The sequence below is a fragment of the Nocardia crassostreae genome (genome assembly GCF_001613405.1).
Taxonomy (GTDB): domain Bacteria; phylum Actinomycetota; class Actinomycetes; order Mycobacteriales; family Mycobacteriaceae; genus Nocardia; species Nocardia crassostreae.
In genome coordinates this window covers 166,004-184,209 of record NZ_BDCH01000023.1, presented here as the reverse complement: position 1 = coordinate 184,209, position 18,206 = coordinate 166,004, and the positions used below count along the sequence as shown (strand labels likewise).

Annotated in this window: 11 protein-coding genes, 1 pseudogene and 1 riboswitch; of the genes and pseudogenes, 8 read left to right on the top strand and 4 right to left on the bottom strand. The window is 68.2% G+C overall.

The annotated features are described in order from the left end of the window. Positions 1–10: 10 nt before the first annotated feature. The 7 genes and pseudogenes from NC4_RS45185 to NC4_RS24360 all read left to right on the top strand — a co-directional run. Positions 11–6,581, top strand: a pseudogene (locus NC4_RS45185) (amino acid adenylation domain-containing protein); the annotation flags it as partial. Between the two features lie 123 nt (positions 6,582–6,704). Then, positions 6,705–6,902, top strand: a riboswitch (cobalamin riboswitch). A gap of 31 nt (positions 6,903–6,933) precedes the next feature. Beyond that, positions 6,934–8,403 (top strand): iron chelate uptake ABC transporter family permease subunit, encoded by a 1,470-nt coding sequence (locus NC4_RS24385; protein WP_169814866.1) that lies wholly within the window; start codon positions 6,934–6,936, stop codon positions 8,401–8,403. A 372-nt stretch (positions 8,404–8,775) separates the two neighbouring features. Beyond that, a complete protein-coding gene (locus tag NC4_RS24380) occupies positions 8,776–9,588 on the top strand; it encodes a FecCD family ABC transporter permease (RefSeq protein ID WP_245721887.1) in 813 nt (270 codons plus the stop codon). Beyond that, positions 9,585–10,373 carry an ABC transporter ATP-binding protein gene (locus tag NC4_RS24375; RefSeq protein ID WP_067542422.1) on the top strand — a complete coding sequence of 263 codons (789 nt, stop codon included), beginning with the start codon at positions 9,585–9,587 and terminating at the stop codon, positions 10,371–10,373. Before NC4_RS24380 ends, NC4_RS24375 begins: the two co-directional genes overlap by 4 nt. Continuing rightward, positions 10,370–10,963 (top strand): (2Fe-2S) ferredoxin domain-containing protein, encoded by a 594-nt coding sequence (locus tag NC4_RS24370; RefSeq protein WP_067542419.1) that lies wholly within the window; start codon positions 10,370–10,372, stop codon positions 10,961–10,963. Before NC4_RS24375 ends, NC4_RS24370 begins: the two co-directional genes overlap by 4 nt. Before the next feature lie 132 nt (positions 10,964–11,095). Then, positions 11,096–11,671, top strand: coding sequence for a DUF8020 domain-containing protein (locus NC4_RS24365; protein WP_067542417.1), 576 nt, complete (start codon positions 11,096–11,098; stop codon positions 11,669–11,671). Positions 11,672–11,838: 167 nt separating this feature from the next. After that, positions 11,839–13,413, top strand: coding sequence for an amino acid permease (locus NC4_RS24360; RefSeq protein ID WP_067542415.1), 1,575 nt, complete (start codon positions 11,839–11,841; stop codon positions 13,411–13,413). Here NC4_RS24360 and NC4_RS24355 read toward each other — a convergent pair. Genes NC4_RS24355 through NC4_RS24340 form a run of 4 tightly spaced genes read right to left on the bottom strand, consistent with a single transcriptional unit; the run spans position 13,360 to position 17,600 of the window. Next, entirely contained in the window at positions 13,360–14,127 is a 768-nt protein-coding gene (locus tag NC4_RS24355; protein WP_067542693.1) for a 3-oxoacyl-ACP reductase, read from the bottom strand. The two genes, NC4_RS24360 and NC4_RS24355, sit on opposite strands and share 54 nt — an antisense overlap. Before the next feature lie 26 nt (positions 14,128–14,153). Continuing rightward, positions 14,154–15,515 (bottom strand): aldehyde dehydrogenase family protein, encoded by a 1,362-nt coding sequence (locus NC4_RS24350; protein WP_067542412.1) that lies wholly within the window; start codon positions 15,513–15,515, stop codon positions 14,154–14,156. Continuing rightward, a complete protein-coding gene (locus tag NC4_RS24345; protein WP_067542409.1) occupies positions 15,512–16,255 on the bottom strand; it encodes a gamma-glutamyl-gamma-aminobutyrate hydrolase family protein in 744 nt (247 codons plus the stop codon). Before NC4_RS24345 ends, NC4_RS24350 begins: the two co-directional genes overlap by 4 nt. Then, complete coding sequence (locus tag NC4_RS24340) at positions 16,236–17,600, bottom strand: glutamine synthetase family protein (protein ID WP_067542404.1); 1,365 nt, start codon at positions 17,598–17,600, stop codon at positions 16,236–16,238. The genes NC4_RS24345 and NC4_RS24340 overlap by 20 nt, the downstream gene beginning before the upstream one ends. A 203-nt stretch (positions 17,601–17,803) precedes the next feature. On the opposite strand from NC4_RS24340, the gene NC4_RS24335 reads away from it, so the two are divergent. Beyond that, on the top strand, positions 17,804–18,184 hold the full coding sequence (locus NC4_RS24335) for a DUF4234 domain-containing protein (protein ID WP_067542401.1): 381 nt from the start codon (positions 17,804–17,806) through the stop codon (positions 18,182–18,184). Positions 18,185–18,206: the final 22 nt, after the last annotated feature.

The following is an 18,206-nucleotide window of genomic DNA, read 5'->3' as shown; positions in this document are numbered from 1 at the left end:
CCGAGCCCGCTACTGGCGCACCGCCTTGGCCGGACTGCCGGACCGGCTGGAACTCCCGACCGACCGCCCGCGCCCAGTCCTGCGTACACAAGCGCGTGGGCGAGTGGCCTTCTCGGTGCCGCGGGAGATCCACCACGGCCTGCGACAGCTCGCGGACAGCGCAGACGTCACATGGACCACGATCGTCCGCACCGCGTTGGCGGTGCTGCTGGCACGACTCACCGGCACCGACGACATCGCCATTGGGACGCCCGGCATGGCGGCGCGCGCTGACAACAGCCCCGCCCGCCATCCCGGCCCGCTCGTGGCCGAAATGACGGACAGCACAGTGCGTTCCGAGCGGCTGCCCGTGGCGGCAGAGACAGCCGCCGACCAGGAGCTCGCGCACAGCGCCGATATGGTGCTACGGACCCGCGTGGACGTGGATGCGTCGTTTGTGGATCTGCTCGCGGCTGCACGCCGAGGTGAACTGGACGCGATCGCGCACGCGGGGATTCCTTTCGAGGAGTTGGCCGACCTGCTCGGGGTGCGGCGGACATCTGCCCGGCATCCGCTGTTCCAGGTATCGCTGTCGTTCGAGACGGTGGAAACGGGCTTCGCGCCATCGGGAGTTCGCGTCCCTACCCTGCCGAACCCGCTGGAAGCAAGCAGTGACCTGGCCCTGGTGGTGTCGGGTGACGAGGGTGAATCCGCTCTTGTGCATGGCGAGATCTCTTTCACCCGTGATCTTTTCGACGACGCCACGGTGGAGGCGTTCGCCGAGCGATTCGTTCGGGTGCTGACCGACATTGTCGGACGACCGGCCATGCGGGTCGGTGATATACCCCTGCTGGCCCCGGCGGAGTATCACCGGTTGACCCGGATGGGTGGTGGATTCCCGCTGGCCCTCGGGTTGTTGCCGGAGTTGCTCACTCGGGGTGTGGAACTCGGTCACGGACGCGTTGCCGTGCGCGAGGCCGGGGACAGCCATACCTATGGAGAACTCGACGCCGATTCATCCCGCCTGGCGCGGGAGCTGATCGCTCGCGGTATCGGGCCGGAAACCGTGGTGGCGCTGGCCATGCGCCGGTCGTACGCCATGATTGTCGCTATTTGGGCGGTTGCGAAGACAGGTGGCGCTTACCTGCCCGTCGATCCGGGGTATCCGGCCGATCGGGTGCGCTATATGCTCGCGGATTCCGGTGCTGCGGTGGGGATTACCGTGGGCGCCCACCAGGGCCAGTTGCCCGCAGACGTGGACTGGCTGGTGCTCGATGACCCGGAGTTCCGCGCGCACTGCGCCGAACTGCCCGCCGATCCGGTCACTGATGCCGATCATCTTGCGCCGCTGTGTCTTTCGCATGCCGCGTACCTCATCTACACCTCCGGCTCGACGGGTATGCCGAAGGGCGTCACCGTCACCCATGCCGGGCTCGGCGGTCTGATCGGCTATTCGGCCGATCTGCACCGGCTCGAACCCGAGTCCCGGATGCTGCACATCTGTTCTCCGAGTTTCGATCAGTCCGTCGAGGAGATCGCCACCGCCGCCTACACCGGCGCGACCCTGGTGATCGCGCCGCCGGACATTCTCGGCGGCGCCGAACTGCACGAGTTGCTGCGCGCCGAACGCGTGACGCACACCATCATCACCCACGCTTTGCTCGGCACCGTCGACCCGTCCGGGCTCGGTGATCTGGCCGTGGTCTCTGTGGGCGGCGAGGCCGCCACCTCCGAGTTGCTGGCCGCTTGGCAGCCCGGTCGTCGTTTCGTGAACGGCTACGGCCCGACCGAGGCCACCATCGGCGCGGCGTACACAACTCTGCGGGCGGGACAGCGGGTGTCGATCGGCCGCCCGGTCCCCGGCGGTTGGGCGATGGTGCTCGACAACCGCCTGCGTCCGGTGCCCGCGGGCGTCGTGGGTGAGCTGTATCTCGCCGGACCAGCCCTGGCCCGCGGCTATCACCGGCGTCCGGCCGTGACGGCGGATCGATTCGTCGCCAATCCGTGGGGAGCGCCGGGGGAACAGATGTACCGCACCGGCGATCTGGTTCGCTGGATCGATGTGCCCGTCACCGGGCCGGTGGGCGGCGAACTGGAGTATGTGGGCCGCACCGACTTCCAGGTGAAGATTCGCGGTTTCCGCATCGAGCTCGGCGAGATCGACGCGGTGCTCACGGCGCATCCCGATGTCGACTTCGCGGTAACCATCGGACGTGAGAACACCAGCGGCGTCACCGTATTGGTGTCATACGTGGTGGGTCGCGCTCTCGATCCCGAGCAGCTGACTTGCTGGGCCGCTCGAACTCTGCCGGGGCACATGGTGCCTGCGGCGGTCGTGGTGCTCGATGAGGTACCGCTGACGGCGGTCGGCAAGCTCGATCGGAAGGCCCTGCCCGCACCGGAATTCGCGGCCCGCCCCTACCGGGAACCCGCGACCGCGGCCGAGCGCATCGTGGCCGGGGTACTCGCCGAGGTGCTCGGACGTGACCGCATCGGCGCGGACGACGATTTCTTCGAGCTGGGTGGCAACTCTCTGCTGGCGACCCGGGTGACGGCGCGCCTGGGCATTGCCCTGGAGGTTCAGGTGCCGGTGCGGATGCTTTTCGCCGCGCCCACCGTGGCCGGTCTGGCCCGCGAGATCGCGAAACTCGCCACCGAACACAAGCGCCCGGTGCTGGTGGCGGGCGAACGGCCGCAACATATTCCGCTCTCGCCCGCACAGCAGCGCATGTGGTTCCTGAACAGGTTCGACACGACCTCCGCCGCCTACAACATCCCTGTCGCCCTGCGGCTCAGCGGCGCGCTCGACGTCGAGGCAATGCGCTCGGTCTTCGCCGATCTGGTTGCGCGGCACGAGATCCTGCGCACCGTCTACCCGCAGGCCGACGCCGGGCCGGTGCAGATCATCCTGCCGTCGACGGGTGCGCGCGTGCGGCACCTCGAGGTGGGAATTCTTGCCGCTTCCGAGGTGGAATCGGCGGTTGCGGAGCTGGCATCGACCAGCTTCGATGTCACGACCGAGGTCCCGCTGCGGGCCGCGCTCTGGCAGGTCGCCGAGGGTGAACACATCCTCGCCCTCGTCGTCCACCACATCTGCGGCGACGGCTACTCCGGCGGACCGCTCACCCGAGATCTGGTGACCGCGTATGTCTCTCGTGCACGCGGCCAGGCTTCGCAGTGGACGCCGCTGCCGGTGCAGTACGCCGACTACGCGCTCTGGCAGCGCGCCCTGCTCGGCGACGAGGCCCAGCCGGACTCCCTCGCGGCCCAGCAGCTCGCCTACTGGCGCGAGGCGCTGGCCGACCTGCCCGATCAGCTGGACCTGCCCCGCGATCGGCCGCGCCCGGCGGTGCAGTCCTTCGCGGGCGGCCGGGTGGAGGTGGCCATCGACGCCACCACCCATGCGGGGCTGGCCGAACTGGCGCGCGCCCAGGGCGCGACGCTGTTCATGGTGGTGCACACCGCGTTCGCGGTGCTGCTGGCCCGCTTGTCGGGCACCGACGACATTGCCATCGGCACGCCGACGGCCGGTCGCGGAGCGGCCGAGCTGGATGATTTGATCGGCATGTTCGTCAATACCCTGGTGTTCCGCACCCGGGTGGACGCCGCCGCCGGATTCACCGAACTGGCTGCCCGCCAGCGCGATACAGACCTGCAAGCCTACGCGCACGCCGACGTGCCGTTCGAGCGCCTGGTCGAGGTGCTCAATCCGGTGCGGTCGACCGCACGGCACCCGCTGTTCCAGGTGGGGCTGTCCTTCCAGAACCTGGCCCCGGTCGATTTCGCACTGCCCGACGCACAGGGCGGCGCAGCCCTGACCGTCACCGGATCGACCACCGATCGGCAACTGTCCCAGTTCGATCTGCACCTCATCGTGGCCGACGGCTACGACGAACACGGTGCGCCGACGGGCATCGGCGGGCACCTCACCTACGCCACGGACCTGTTCGACGAATCCACGGTGCGGGACTTCGCCGACCGGTTTCTCCGGGTGCTCGACGCCGTCATCGCGGAACCTCGACTACCCGTCGGCGCAATCGATCTGCCTGCGCCGCACGAGAACCGCCGACTTCTCACGGACTGGAACGACACCGAGCACGCCCTCGCGCCGAATGCCGACGCCACCCTGGTGTCACTGCTCGACGCGACGATCGCCGCCACCCCGGACGCCGTCGCATTGGTCGCCGCCGACGGCGCCCGGATCGGCTACGCGGAACTCGACGCCCGGGTGAACCGTCTCGCGCGCTATCTGATCACCCGCGGCGTCGGACCGGAATCCCGAGTGGCGCTGGCGATCCGGCGTTCGGTCAACCTCGTCGTCGCCATGTACGCGGTGAGCAAGGCCGGTGGCGCCTACGTCCCGCTCGACCCGGATCAGCCCGCACAGCGCACGACTACCTGCTGGAGACGACGGCGCCGGTCTGTGTATTGACCTACGCCGACTCCGATTTCGCCACGCACGCGGCGCCGGTGGTGCGAATGGATCTGCTGGACCTGTCCTCGCTGCCGACCGCCACGGTCACCGACGCCGACCGCCTCGGGCCCCTGCGGCCCGGACACGCGGCCTACGTGATCTTCACCTCGGGTTCCACCGGCCGCCCCAAGGGCGTGACCGTCTCCCACGGCGCGATAGTCAACCAGCTGCTGTGGAAGACAACGGAATTCGAGCTGACCGCCGACGATGCCGTGCTGTTGAAGACGGCCGCGACCTTCGACCTGTCGGTGTGGGAATTCTGGTCGGCCGCGGTATGCGGCGGCCGCCTGGTCATCGCCGCACCGGACGGCCAGCGCGATCCGGCCTATCTGAACGCCCTGATGACCCGCGAGGGCGTGACCACCCTGCACACCGTCCCCTCGATGCTGGACGCACTGCTCACCGGCAGCCTCCCGGATTCGCTACGGCGCGTGCTCGCCATCGGCGAGGCCCTGCCCGCGTACTGGCTCGCCGGTTCACGCTCATGGCGCCGCGGGCGGCGCTGTTCAACCTGTACGGCCCGACCGAGGCGGCGGTCTCGATCACCCGCCATCCGGTGACCGGCCTCGCCGACCCGTCCGTGCCGATCGGCACGCAGGTGTGGAACAGCCGGGTCTACGTGCTGGATGCGCGCCTGCGGCCGGTGCCGCCGGGCGTCACGGGTGAGCTGTATCTGGCCGGTTCCCAGCTGGCCCGCGGCTACTTCGGCCGCGCCGACCTGACCGCGGATCGCCTCGTGGCCAACCCGTTCCGGCCCGGCGCGCGCATGTACCGCACCGGAGATCTGGCGGCCTGGACCGCGGACGGTGCGCTCGACTACCGCGGCCGCACCGACTTCCAGGTCAAGATCCGCGGTTTCCGCATCGAACTCGGCGAGATCGACGCGGTCCTCACCTCCCATGCGGACGTGGCCATCGCGGTCACGATCGGCCGCGAGAAACCCTCCGGTGCAATGGTTCTGGTGTCGTACGTGGTGGGGGACCGGCCCCTCGATCCGGACCGCCTCATGGAATGGGCCGCCCGGACCCTGCCCGCGCACATGGTGCCCACCGCGATCGTGGTCCTCGACCGGTTGCCACTGAGCCGGACCGGCAAACTCGACCGCGCGGCCCTGCCCGCACCGGAATTCGCGCCGCGGGCCCACCGGGCCCCGTCGACAGCCCTCGAGACCACGGTCTGCGAGGTCTTCGCCGACGTGCTGGGCTTGGAGCGAATCGGCTTGGACGACAACTTCTTCGAGCTCGGCGGCAATTTGCTCGTCGCCACGAGACTGGTGGCGCGCCTGAGCGCGGCCGTGGCCGAAACGGTGCCGGTGGTCCGGGTGTTCACCACGCCCACACCCGCCGGAATCGTCGGCGCACTGCGATCCCCGAACACCGCGGGCGCGAACTCGGAAGCCGCGTTCGACATCCTGCTGCCAGTGCGCGCCCGCACCGGCAACAGCACGGCCGCACCGCTGTTCTGCATCCACCCGATCGGCGGCATCGCCTGGTCCTTCGCCGGGCTGGCCGCCCACCTGGATCCGGGCCGCCCGCTCTACGGACTCCAGTCGCCCGCACTGAGTTCGCCCGAGCCCCTGCCGGATTCGATCGAGGACTGGGCTCGCCTGTATGTCGAGCACATCCGGGCGGTGCAGCCCGAAGGCCCCTACCATCTGCTCGGCTGGTCCCTCGGTGGCGTCCTCGCGCACGCCGTGGCCGTCCAACTCCAGGACGCGGGCGAGCAGGTGGCGCTGCTGGCCATGATGGACAGCCGCTTGCGGCAGGCGAATTCGGCGGCGGTCACCGCGGCCGAGGTGACGGTTCCGGATCTGCTCGGCGGGTTGCTCGGCGAACAGGCCGCCGAACTCGGCCTGGATGGCGCGCTGGAGGTGACCGAACTGGCGGAGCGGCTGAGCGAGCTACCGGAACCGTTCGCCTCCTTCGGCTCTGAACGCATTCGGCGGGTCGTGGACGCCGCCCTCGCCTCGGCAACCCTGGATGCCGCCTACAGCGCCCGGTCCTTCGACGGCGACCTGCACTTCTTCACCGCGGCCCGCGATGATTGGACGTGCTCGGTCAATGCCAAGACCTGGGTGGCGGCGGTGACCGGCACGGTGCACAACCACCCGGTGGCATCGACGCACTAGCGCATGACCGCCGACGCGCCGCTGCGCCGCATTGCCGAGGTCCTGCACGACGCGCTGGCGAGCGCCCCGCTGCCCGTCTCCGGATGAGGCAACGCCGCGGCACCGGGGTGGCTCGAGCGCTTGGTACAGTCCCCGGGCCGTGGTGTTCGGGAAACCGGTGTGGAACCGGTGCGGCCCTCGCCACTGTGATCGGGAGCGACTGATCGACCCGGACGACGCCCGCCGTCGTCCGGAACCACTGGGGCGCTGGTGCCCCGGGAAGGTGGATCCGTCGCGCAGCAACCCGTCAGCCAGGAGACCGGCCACGGCAGGCAGTACCACCCGTTCCACGAGGACCTGGAAGGCGGTCACCTTGACCACGTTCGTTTCCGCGCGCCTGCGTACCGGCGCGCTGATCGCCTGCGCGATCGCACTCACCGGTTGCGGCGCGCAATCCGGACCGGCGGCCGACGGAGCACAGGCCGTCACGCGCGCCAATTGCGGTATCGACATCACCGTGAGCGGCCCGCCCCAGCGGATCTACGCGGCGTACCAACCGGCCATCGAGATCGCGCACGCGCTCGGGGTCACCGATCGGCTGGCCGGGACGGCCTTCCTGGATTCGGCCGTGCTGCCCGAATACCAGGACGCGCAGGCCCGGTCTCCGTACGTCGAGAAGCTGCCCAGCCGCGACGAAATGCTGGCGAAGAACCCGGATTTCGTGCTGTCGGGCTTCAACGGGGTATTCGCGAAATCCGCGCAGAACAGCATCGGCACCCGGGCCAGCCTGCACGACCTGGGCGTGGAGACCTGGGTCCTGAGCCCGCTGTGCCCCAGCGCGGATGGTCTGGCCGATGAAGCCATCAACCCCGCCACCGTGCGGTTCGAGAACGTCTACGCCGATCTGCGGGACCTGGGCGCGCTGTGGGGTGCGGGCGATCGGGCCGAGCAGGTGGTCGCCGCGTTCACTGATTTCCGCGGGACCGATACCGATCGGATCGTGCGCTATATCCGCTTGCCGCGCACGATCGCCGGACTGCTCGCGGGTATCGCGCTCGCGCTGGCCGGGGCCGTCATGCAGGGCCTGACCCGAAATCCGCTGGCGGGACCGGGATTGCTCGGCATCAATGCCGGGGCCTCCCTGGCCATTGTCGTCGCCATGGGCGGGCTGGGGCTCGGCACCGTCATGGGATTCGTGTGGTTCGCCTTCCTCGGCGCGGCCGTCGCGGCGGTGTTCGTGTACACGCTCGGTTCGCTCGGATTCGGAGGCGCCACACCGGTGAAACTGGCGCTGGCGGGTGCGGCGTTCACCGCGCTGTGCGGGTCGATCACCACCGCGATCACGCTGCTGGATCGGGGGAAGTTCGAGAACTTCCGATTCTGGGTGGTCGGGTCGCTGACCCGCGCGGACCTCGAATCCGTTTCGGGGACAGCGCCTTTCATTGTAGCCGGGGTAGTGCTGGCGATCGCCGTGGCGCGGACGCTGAACACCATTGCGATCGGTGAGGATCTGGCGCGCACGCTCGGTGCCCGCCTTGCCGCCGTCCGGGCCGTCGGGGCGGTGAGCGTGGTGGTGCTGGCCGGTGCGGCGGTGGCCATTGCGGGGCCGATCGCGTTCATCGGCTTGGTGATTCCACATATGGCGCGCGCCTTCGCCGGGCATGACTACCGGTGGATCCTGGCCTGGTGCGCTGTCCTGGGACCGGCGCTGCTGCTGCTCGCGGACATCCGGGGACGTGTCATGGCACAACCACAGGAGATCCAAGTGGGGATCATCACCGCGTTCGCGGGCTCGCCGTTCTTCCTCTATCTGGTGCGCAACCGGAAGGTGGCGAAGCTATGACCGCCCGACTCCGGCGCCCGGTCGAAGAACCACCGCGGCATTCCGGCGTGCCCCTGAACGGATGTGATCGGCGCGGCGTGGCTCCCGATCGCGTGCCTGCCGGGGCGACCAGCCGGACCTCTGTCCGGCTGCCGCGGATGCTGCCTGTCGGTACGATCCTGCTGCGCTCGCCCGGACGGCGGATGGTCATCCGCGTCGATCGGCGCTCGATGCTGATCACCACCGTACTGACGGCGGCCGCGCTGGCGGTGGCGGCGTATTCGCTGACCGTCGGGCACTATCCGGTCACGGTCGGCGATGTGCTGCGGATCCTCGGCGGCGGGGGCACTCTCATCGAATACGACGTGGTGGTCTCCGATCGGCTGCCGCGGGGTGCTCACCGGGCTCTGCACGGGCGCCGCCTTCGCGCTGTCCGGCGCTGTGCTGCAACGGATCGCGACCAATCCGCTCGTCAGCCCGGAGATCATCGGCATCAATGCGGGCGCGTCGCTGGGCGCGCTGGTGGTGAGCGTTGTTCTCGGCGGCGCGGGGCTGGTTCTGGTGTGTGGCGCCATGGCTGGATCGTTCGTGGCCATGACATTGATTGTCGTGGTCGCGACCAAGAACGGGCTCGATGGTTACCGGCTCGTCCTGGTCGGGATCGGCGTGACCGCCATGCTGTCGTCCGCGATCTCATTCGTGCTGACCCGGGCGAATATCTACCAGGCGCACACCGTGGCCGCGTGGCTCAGCGGCAGCCTGGCCAATCGGGACTGGATGCACGTCTGGTTCGGCGCGGCGGCACTGCTGGTGACACTGCCGCCGCTCCTAGTGTTCGCGCGGTCGCTGGCGTTGCTCGAACTGGGCGACGAACTCGCGAATTCCCTTGCGGGACAGCGTGGTCTGCACCGCGCCACACTGATCGTGCTCGCCGCCGCGGCCGCAACCCTCGCCACCGCCGCGGCCGGTCCCATTGCCTTCGTCGCGCTGGTCGCACCGCAGATCGTGCGGCGGCTGCTCACCGAACGGCGCGCCGGACTCGCACCAGCCGCTGCCGCGGGCGCGCTGCTGGTGGTCGCGGCGGATCTGGCCGCGCGGCGGCTGTTTCCGGCCGAACTGCCGGTCGGCGTGGTGACCGCCATTCTCGGCGCACCCGTTCTCGTCTATCTCCTCGCTCGCGCAACCCGAATCGGACACGCTGGATGACCGCACATCTCACCACCACCGGACTCGCACTCGCCTATGGCGATACCGCGATCGTCACCGATGCCACCGTCGACTTCCCGGCCGGGCAACTGACCGTTATTGTCGGCCGAAACGGTTGCGGCAAATCGACATTGCTGCGCGGACTGGCCCGGCTGGTGCCGCCAACCGCGGGCGCGGTACTGCTCGACGGGGCCGATATCGCGAAGCAACCCGCGCGCACCCTGGCGCGCCGCCTCGGCATGCTGCCGCAGCAGCCGCAGGCCCCCGATGGGATCACCGTCGCCGATCTCGTCGGGCGCGGCAGGCATCCGCATCAACGCTGGTTCCGGCAATGGTCCGAGGCCGACGAGGCCGCGGTGCGGCGCGCGCTGACCGTCACCGACACCCTCGAACTCGCCGCGCGCACCGTGGATCAGCTGTCGGGCGGGCAGAAACAGCGGGTGTGGATCGCGCTGGCGATCGCACAGGATCCGGAGGTCATGCTGCTCGACGAGCCGATCACCTTCCTCGATCTGGCGCATCAGCTCGATGTGCTGGAGGTGCTTCGAAATCTGTTGCCGCGCACCATTGTCGCGGTGCTGCACGATCTGAATCTGGCCGCCCGCTACGCCGAAAATCTCATTGCCATGAAGGACGGGCGGGTGGTCGCGCAGGGCTCGCCCGCACAGATCGTGCGTCCCGAGGTGGTGGCCGAGGTCTTCGATCTGGAGTGCGCGGTCATCGACGATCCGATCACCGGGACGCCGCTGGTCGTGCCCGCCGCGCGAACGGTGCGCACAGCATGAGCCGCCGCTATGTCCTGGTCGCCCGGCCCACGCCGTCGGGTGTCGATATCCCGGCCGTGGAAGCGCTGGCCCGCGCCTGCGGGATCGGCTACGCCCTGCTCGACCAGGGCGAGCCGACCATCCACGCTGTCCTCGATAATGCTGTGGCAGAAGGTGTTCCGGTCACCCTAGTACCCTTGGCGGTCCCGCGCGACCGCTATCTCGAGACCTGGATCGCCCGCGCGGTGGCGAACTGGCGCGAGACCCGCGCCGCCGATCTCGATGTGCGGATTACCGAAAGCATCGACAAGGCAGCCGAATTCGCCGAGGTCGTGCGCACCAGAATGCGTGACGAGGGCGCACCCGTCACCGCCAGCCCGCGGGCCTTCCGCAGTCCGGCGTGGTCGGAGATTCCCGAGCACACCGCGCACATCCTGGTCTGCCGCGGCCCGCGCTGCACGGTCTACGGCGCGGGGGAGTTGCACCGCACGCTGACCCGCGATCATCCCGACGCCCTCGTCACCCCGACCGGCTGCCTCACCCCGTGCAATCTGGGGCCGCTCTACATCACCTACCCGGACGGCGAATGGCATACCGCCGATTTATTCTGAAAAATTCTCTATTCGGATCCTTGATCGTTACGCCATTCCGGAATTACTCGCCGCCTCCGGGTGCAATTGTTTAGGTGTTTTGCCGTACCCCCGTCAGGTCCCATGTTCGATTCGACCGAGAGGTGTGACCGAATGAGGATCCGAAAATTCGTCGCGACAACTCTGCTGACCATTGCCGCCATCGGAATCGCGGCGGTGACCGTCCATGCGGAACCCGTCCCCGCCGCACCGGCGCCGCCCGCCATCGGCATGTACAGCGGCAGCGAGAACGGCATCGAATACTCGACGAGCGTGAGCGCGGACGGCCGGGCCGTCACGACCCACCTCGTCAACGGGCGGTTCGATCGCGAACACGACGGCAAGGTCATTTCCGTGACCGCCGCCGACGGCACGCTCGTCGAACGCTGGCCGATGCTGTACGAAACCGCGGGTTATGCGGTGCGGCTGGAAACGGAAGTGAGCCCCGACGGCAGCACGCTGACGGTTTATCCGTCGAATGACGTCCTGACGCCGTCGGATGGGCAGCAGTTGCGCGATATCGGATTCATCGGCGCGGCCGCGGGCCTGATCGTGGGCGTTCCGATCGGTGTGGTGCTCGGGTGCGCCGTCGGCCTCATCTTCCTGATCATCGGATGTCTGCCGGGCATCTTCGTCGGCGGCGTGATCGGTGGCGGTATAGGCCTGGTGCTGGGAGCCATTGTCATCTGATCCCTCCGCCCGGAGTGCTCATCGGGAATCGCGGCCCCGCCCCTGGCGGCGATTCCCGATGGGCCGCACTCAATTTCGGTGTTGTGCAGCGGTTGAGGTGGCTTTACTTCAGACTGATCTCCTGGCGAACGCCGTGTGAGGGCGGTGTTCACACGCGGGAGAAAAGCATGACCGACACCCAGCCTCAATCCGACGACGAACATCGCCTCGCGCAGCTCGGCTACCGACAGGACCTGGCTCGGACGTGGTCCGGTTTCTCGAACTTCGCCATCAGTTTCACCATCGTCTCCATCCTGACCGGCGGGCTCGCCAGTTACGGCATCGGCCTGGCCAATGGCGGGCCCATCACCATGGCGTGGGGCTGGCCGCTGGTGTCGATAATGGTGCTGTTCGTGGGGCTGGCCATGGCCGAATTGGCCTCGGCGTACCCGACTTCCGGCGGGCTCTACTGGTGGGCCTCGGAGTTGGGCGGGCCGATCTGGGGCTGGTTCACCGGATGGTTCAATCTGATCGGGCAGATCGCGGTGACGGCCGCCATCGACTACGGCGCGGCCATTTTCACCACCGTGGTGCTGAATGTGATCGGCATCGATATCGGAACCGACCGCAATGCCATCTTCCTGGTGTTCGCCGCCATTCTGGTGCTGCACGCGGTGCTGAATGCCCTCGGCCCGCATCTGTCGGCGACGATCAACAATATTTCCGCCTGGTGGCATGTGGGCGGCGTGGCCATCTTCGTGGTGGTGCTCGGCTTCGGCGCGGAGAACCATCAGAGCGTCGGGTTCGTATTCACCGAGACCGTGGACAACAGCGCGGTCGGATTCGGCGGCGTGGCCTTCAGTTTCATGCTCGGGTTGCTGCACGCGCAGTACACCTTCACCGGCTACGACGCCTCGGCGCACATGTCGGAGGAGACGCACAATGCCGCGCGGACGGCGGCGAAGGGGATCATCAATACGATCATCGTCTCGGCGGTGGCCGGTTACCTGCTGATCATGGCGGTGACCTTCGCCATCCCGAACCTCGACGATGCGCTCGATCCTGCGAAGAACAGCGGATATCCGGTCATCTACATTCTGGAGAACTCGCTCAACTCGTTCTGGTCCGGGCTGCTGTTGATTATTGCCGCTGTCGCGCAGCTGTTCTGCGGTTACGCCTCGGTCACCTCGGCGTCGCGGATGCTGTTCGCCTTCGCCCGGGACGGCGCGGTGCCGGGATCGGCGCTGTGGTCGAAGCTGTCGGCGCGCAAGGTGCCGGTGAACGCGGTGCTGTTCATCTCGTTCTTCGCATTCGTACTGCTGATTCCGTCGATGCTGGTGCCCGCGGCCAATGCGCCGACCGCGTATGCCGCCGCCACCTCGGTTGCCACCATCGGTCTGTATATCGCCTACGGCCTGCCGATTCTGCAGCGCCAGTTGCACGGCAACCGATTCCAGACCGGGCCCTGGCAATTGGGGCGGTGGTATCGGCCGATCGGGATTGCCGCGCTGGTGTGGATCGTGCTCATCAGCGTGCTGTTCATTCTGCCGATGGACGACCACGGGTATCCGTGGAACGGCGAGTTCACCTGGACCGCGGTCAATTACGCCCCGCTCACCCTCGTCGCCGTGGTGGGCGCCATTACCATCTGGTGGTTCGCTTCGACCAGGCGCTGGTTCACCGGGCCGAAGCGCTTTGTCGACGAGCCTTCAGAGCGGGGTCACATAGGCGCCGGAGATACCGCCGTCGACCAGGAACTGTGAGGCGGTGATGAAGGAGGAATCGTCGCTGGCGAGAAAGGCCACGGCGGCGGCGATTTCCTCCGGTTCGGCGAAGCGGCCGGTGGGAATGTGCACGAGGCGGCGGGCGGCGCGCTCGGGATCCTTGGCGAACAGCTCCTGCAGCAGCGGGGTTTTCACCGGGCCGGGGCACAGGGCGTTGACGCGAATGCCATTGCGGGCGAACTGCACTCCCAGCTCGCGGCTCATGGCGAGCACGCCGCCCTTGGAGGCGGTGTAGGAGATCTGCGAGGTGGCCGCGCCCATGACGGCGACGAAGGACGCGGTATTGATGACCGAGCCCTTGCCGCGCTCGAGCATGTGCTCGATGGCGTACTTGCTGCACAGGTAGACCGAGGTGAGGTTCACCTCCTGCACGCGGCGCCAGGCGTCGATACCGGTGGTGAGTATCGAATCGTCCTCCGGGGGTGAGATTCCCGCATTGTTGAAGGCGATGTCCAGGCCGCCGTAGGTGTCGACCGCCGTCTGGAACAGCGCCTTGACCTGCTCCTCGTCGGTGACGTCGACCTTCACGTACAGGCCGCCGACCTCCGCCGCCGCGGCCTCGCCGGAGGCGGCGTCGATATCGGCGACGACGACCCTCGCGCCTTCCTGGGCGAACCGCCGGACGGTGGCCAGGCCGATACCACTGCCGCCGCCGGTGACGACCGCGACTCGATCCTGTAAGCGCTGCAAGATAACTCCTTCGATCGGATAGGTGGTGCTCAGTCGGTGGCGAGGAAGACGTTCTTGGTCTCGGTGAAGGCGCGCGCGGCGTCGGGGCCGAGTTCCCGGCCGAGTCCCGACTGCTTGAATCCGCCGAACGGTGTCCAATACCGCACGGAGGAATGCGAATTCACCGACAGGTTCCCGGCTTCGACCCCGCGCGCGACGCGCAGCGCGCGGCCCACGTCCGAGGTCCAGATGGAGCCGGACAGGCCGTATTCGGTGTCGTTGGCAATACGCAGCGCGTCGGCCTCGTCGTCGAAGGGCAGCACGGCGACCACGGGGCCGAAGACCTCCTCGGTGACAATGCGATCGGCCGGGCTCGACGGCAGCACAACCGTTGGCGGGAACCAGAATCCGGGACCTTCCACGCGAGTGCCGGTGAACGCGACGGTGGTGGACGGCTCCAGGAACTCCGCGACCCGCTCCCGGTGCGCGGCCGAGATGAGGGGACCCATCTCGGTTGTCTCGTCGCCCGGATCGCCGACCAGCACGCCGCGCACCGCCGGTTCCAGAAGTTCGAGGAAGCGGTCGAAGACACTGCGCTGCACCAGGATCCGGGAGCGGGCACAGCAGTCCTGACCGGCATTGTCGAAGACGCCGTAGGGCGCGGTGGCGGCGGCCTTTTCGATATCGGCGTCGGCGAACACGATATTGGCGCTCTTACCGCCCAATTCGAGGGTCACCCGCTTCACCTGCTCGGCGCAGCCCGCCATGATGGACTTGCCGACCTCGGTGGATCCGGTGAACACCACCTTGCGCACGGCCGGATGGGTGACGAACCGCGCGCCCACCACCGAGCCCTTGCCGGGCAGCACCTGGAAGAGGTGCTCGGGCAGGCCCGCTTCCCGCGCCAACTCGCCGAGCCGGATGGCCGTCAGCGGCGTGAGCTCGGCCGGTTTGAGCACCACCGTATTCCCGGCGGCCAGGGCGGGCCCGAAGCCCCAGGCCGCGATCGGCATGGGGAAGTTCCACGGCACGATGATGCCGACCACGCCGAGCGGTTCGCAGAAGGTGATGTTCACCCCGCCCGCGACCGGAATCTGACTGCCCAGCAGGCGTTCCGGGAGTCCGGCGCTGTAGTGCAGCACATCGCGGACATTGCCCGCCTCCCAGCGCGCATTGCCGATGGTGTGGCCCGCATTGGTCACCTCGAGCCGGGCCAGATTCTCTATCTCGGCATCGACGGCCTCGGCGAAGCGCCGCAGCAGCCGGGCCCGATCGCCCGGGGCCAGCGCCCGCCAGCCCGGCAGGGCCCGCTGCGCCCGCTCGATGGCCGCGTCGGTCGCCGCCGCGTCCGCCAATTCGATTGTCGCCAAGACCTTCTCGGTCGCGGGGTTGACGACATCGGTCGTTGTCACCGGTTGCGCTCCTCTCCATAACGTGCCGCCTGCTCCACCAGCGCCCGCAGGAGCCGGTGGTCGGCCGCGTTCTCCTCCGGATGCCACTGCACGCCCACCAGGAACGGGCCGGTCTCCGCCTCCACGGCCTCGATGGTGCCGTCGGCGGCATGCGCGGAGGCCGTGAGCCCCGGCGCGAGCCGGTCGATCGCCTGATGGTGGTGGCAGTGCGCCTTCACCTCCGGGCCGGTGATGGCGGCGACCCGGCTGCCCGGCTCCGTCCGCACCGTCGTGACGCCGAAGGCACCCGGACCGCCGGAATGGTCCGCGTGGCCGAGCCGGTCCGGAAGGTGCTGCACCAGGGTGCCGCCGAGTGCGACATTCACCAGTTGCAGGCCGCGGCACACCGCCAGCACCGGCATTCCGGCGGCGCGCGCCAGCGCGAAGAGCCCGAACTCGGACTCGTCGCGATCCGGCCGCAGGCCCGTGGTCGCGGGATCGGCGGCGGCGTCGTACCGGGCCGGATCGATATCGGCCCCGCCGGTGAGCACCAGGCCGTCCAGTCGCCGCACGAGCTCCGCGCGCGCGGGCCCGGCGGGTGGCAGCAGGACCGGAATCCCGCCCGCCCGCTCGGTCATGTCCACATAGGCGCGGGGGAGTACGGCGCTGTCCACATCCCAGTGGGTGTACCTGGTGCGTTCGGAATAGGTGGGCAGCCCGATGATCGGCCGCCGCGCGCCCTCAGAGTCGTTCGAACCCACGCATCCGCTCCCAATCGGTCACCGCGGCGTCGTAGGCGTCGAGTTCGACTTGCGCCGCATTCCGATAATGTCGCACGACCTCGTCACCGAACGCCGTGCGAGCCACCTTGCTGTCGCCGAACAGCTGTGCCGCATCCCGCAGGGTGCGCGGCACCCGCGGCCGATTGGACCGGTAGGCGTTCCCGTGGAACTCCGGCTCCAGCGGCAGCCGCTGTTCGATGCCGTGCAGACCCGCCGCGATCACCCCGGCGACGGCCAGATAGGGATTCACATCCGCGCCCGGCACCCGATTCTCCAAGCGCAGCGACGCCCCGTGCCCCACCACCCGGATCGAGCAGGTGCGGTTGTCCCGGCCCCAGGCCACGGCGGTGGGTGCGAAACTCCAGGCCTGGAAACGCTTGTAGGAGTTGATATTCGGCGCCAGAAGGTAGGTGAACTCGCGCAGGCAGTCCAGTTGGCCCGCCACGAAGTGGCGCATCAGCTCCGATTCCCCGCCCGTGCCGTCGCCCGCGAAGACCGGCTCTCCCGCCTCATTGCGCAGGCTGATGTGGATGTGGCACGAACTGCCTTCGCGCTCATTGTATTTGGCCATGAACGAGATGCTCCGCCCGTCCTGGGCCGCGATCTCCTTGGCTCCGGTCTTGTAGATGCTGTGGTTGTCGCAGGTGGCCAGGGCCTCGTCGTAGCGGAACGCGATCTCGTGCTGCCCCGGATTGCATTCCCCCTTGGCCGACTCCACATACATTCCCGCACCGGCCATCTCGTTGCGAATCCGCCGCAGCAGCGGCTCGATTCGCGCCGTACCCAGCATGGAGTAATCCACGTTGTACTGATTGGCGGGCCGCAGATCCCGGTAGCCGCCGCGGAAGGCGTCCTCGTAACTGTCGTCGAAGACCAGGAATTCGAGCTCGGTGCCCACATACGCCCGCAGCCCGTGCGCCGCCAGCCGATCCAGTTGTGACCGCAGCACCTGCCGGGGCGAGGCCACCGCCGGTGTCCCCGCGGGCTCCACCTGCTCCACATCGCACAACACCATGGCCGTGCCCGGCCACCACGGCACCATTCGCAGCGTCGCGAGATCCGGCCGCAGGACGAAGTCGCCGTATCCGGTGTCCCACGACGACATCGCGTACCCGTCCACCGTGGTCATCTCGACATCCACCGCGAGGAGGTAGTTGCACGCCTCGGTGGCGTGCTCGAGCACCTCCTCCACGAAATACCGCGCCGAACACCGCTTCCCCTGCAACCGCCCCTGCATATCGGTCATGGCCATCAGCACGGTGTCCACCGTCCCCGCATCGACCAATCGCACAAGCTCCGCAACACCCAGCATCCCGGCACGCATGAGGGTCCTCTCGACGTAGACCAGCTCACGCTAAGCGACCCCGGCCTCCGCCCGTGCCCGAATAACCAAGATCGTCTCCGGCGTGTCCGGCGCACGATCGGCCAACCTGGGAGAAATCACGATCCGTTCACGATGCCGCCGATACAGTGTGCCTGCCCGCGCTGATGGGTGTTCGAAATCGCACGACGACAATAGGTTTGGAAATGAATACTGCCCTCGTGGCATCGCCGGTGCGCAAGCGTAATCCGGTATTGGTGTGGCTGGTCTTCCCGTTGATCACGCTGGGGATCTACTTCTTCGTCTGGTACTACAAGATTCACAAGGAAATGGCGGAAGTGCGGCGGGATCCGGAGGCTCCGGTCACCGGCCCGCTGCTGGTCATGATCTTCCTGTCTTGGACGGGGATCGCGGCCATCATCAGCTTCTGGCGGACGGGTAACCGGATTCGTGAGGCTCAGGAGAGCGCGGGGATCGAGGGGTCCTGCAACCCGGTGATCGGGTTCGTGCTGAACTTCGTATTCGGACTGGGAATTCTGTACTACCAGCTGGAACTGAACAAGATCGCCGACCGGTTCGCGCAGTAGGCGCGGCGGTCATCGCCTGGCG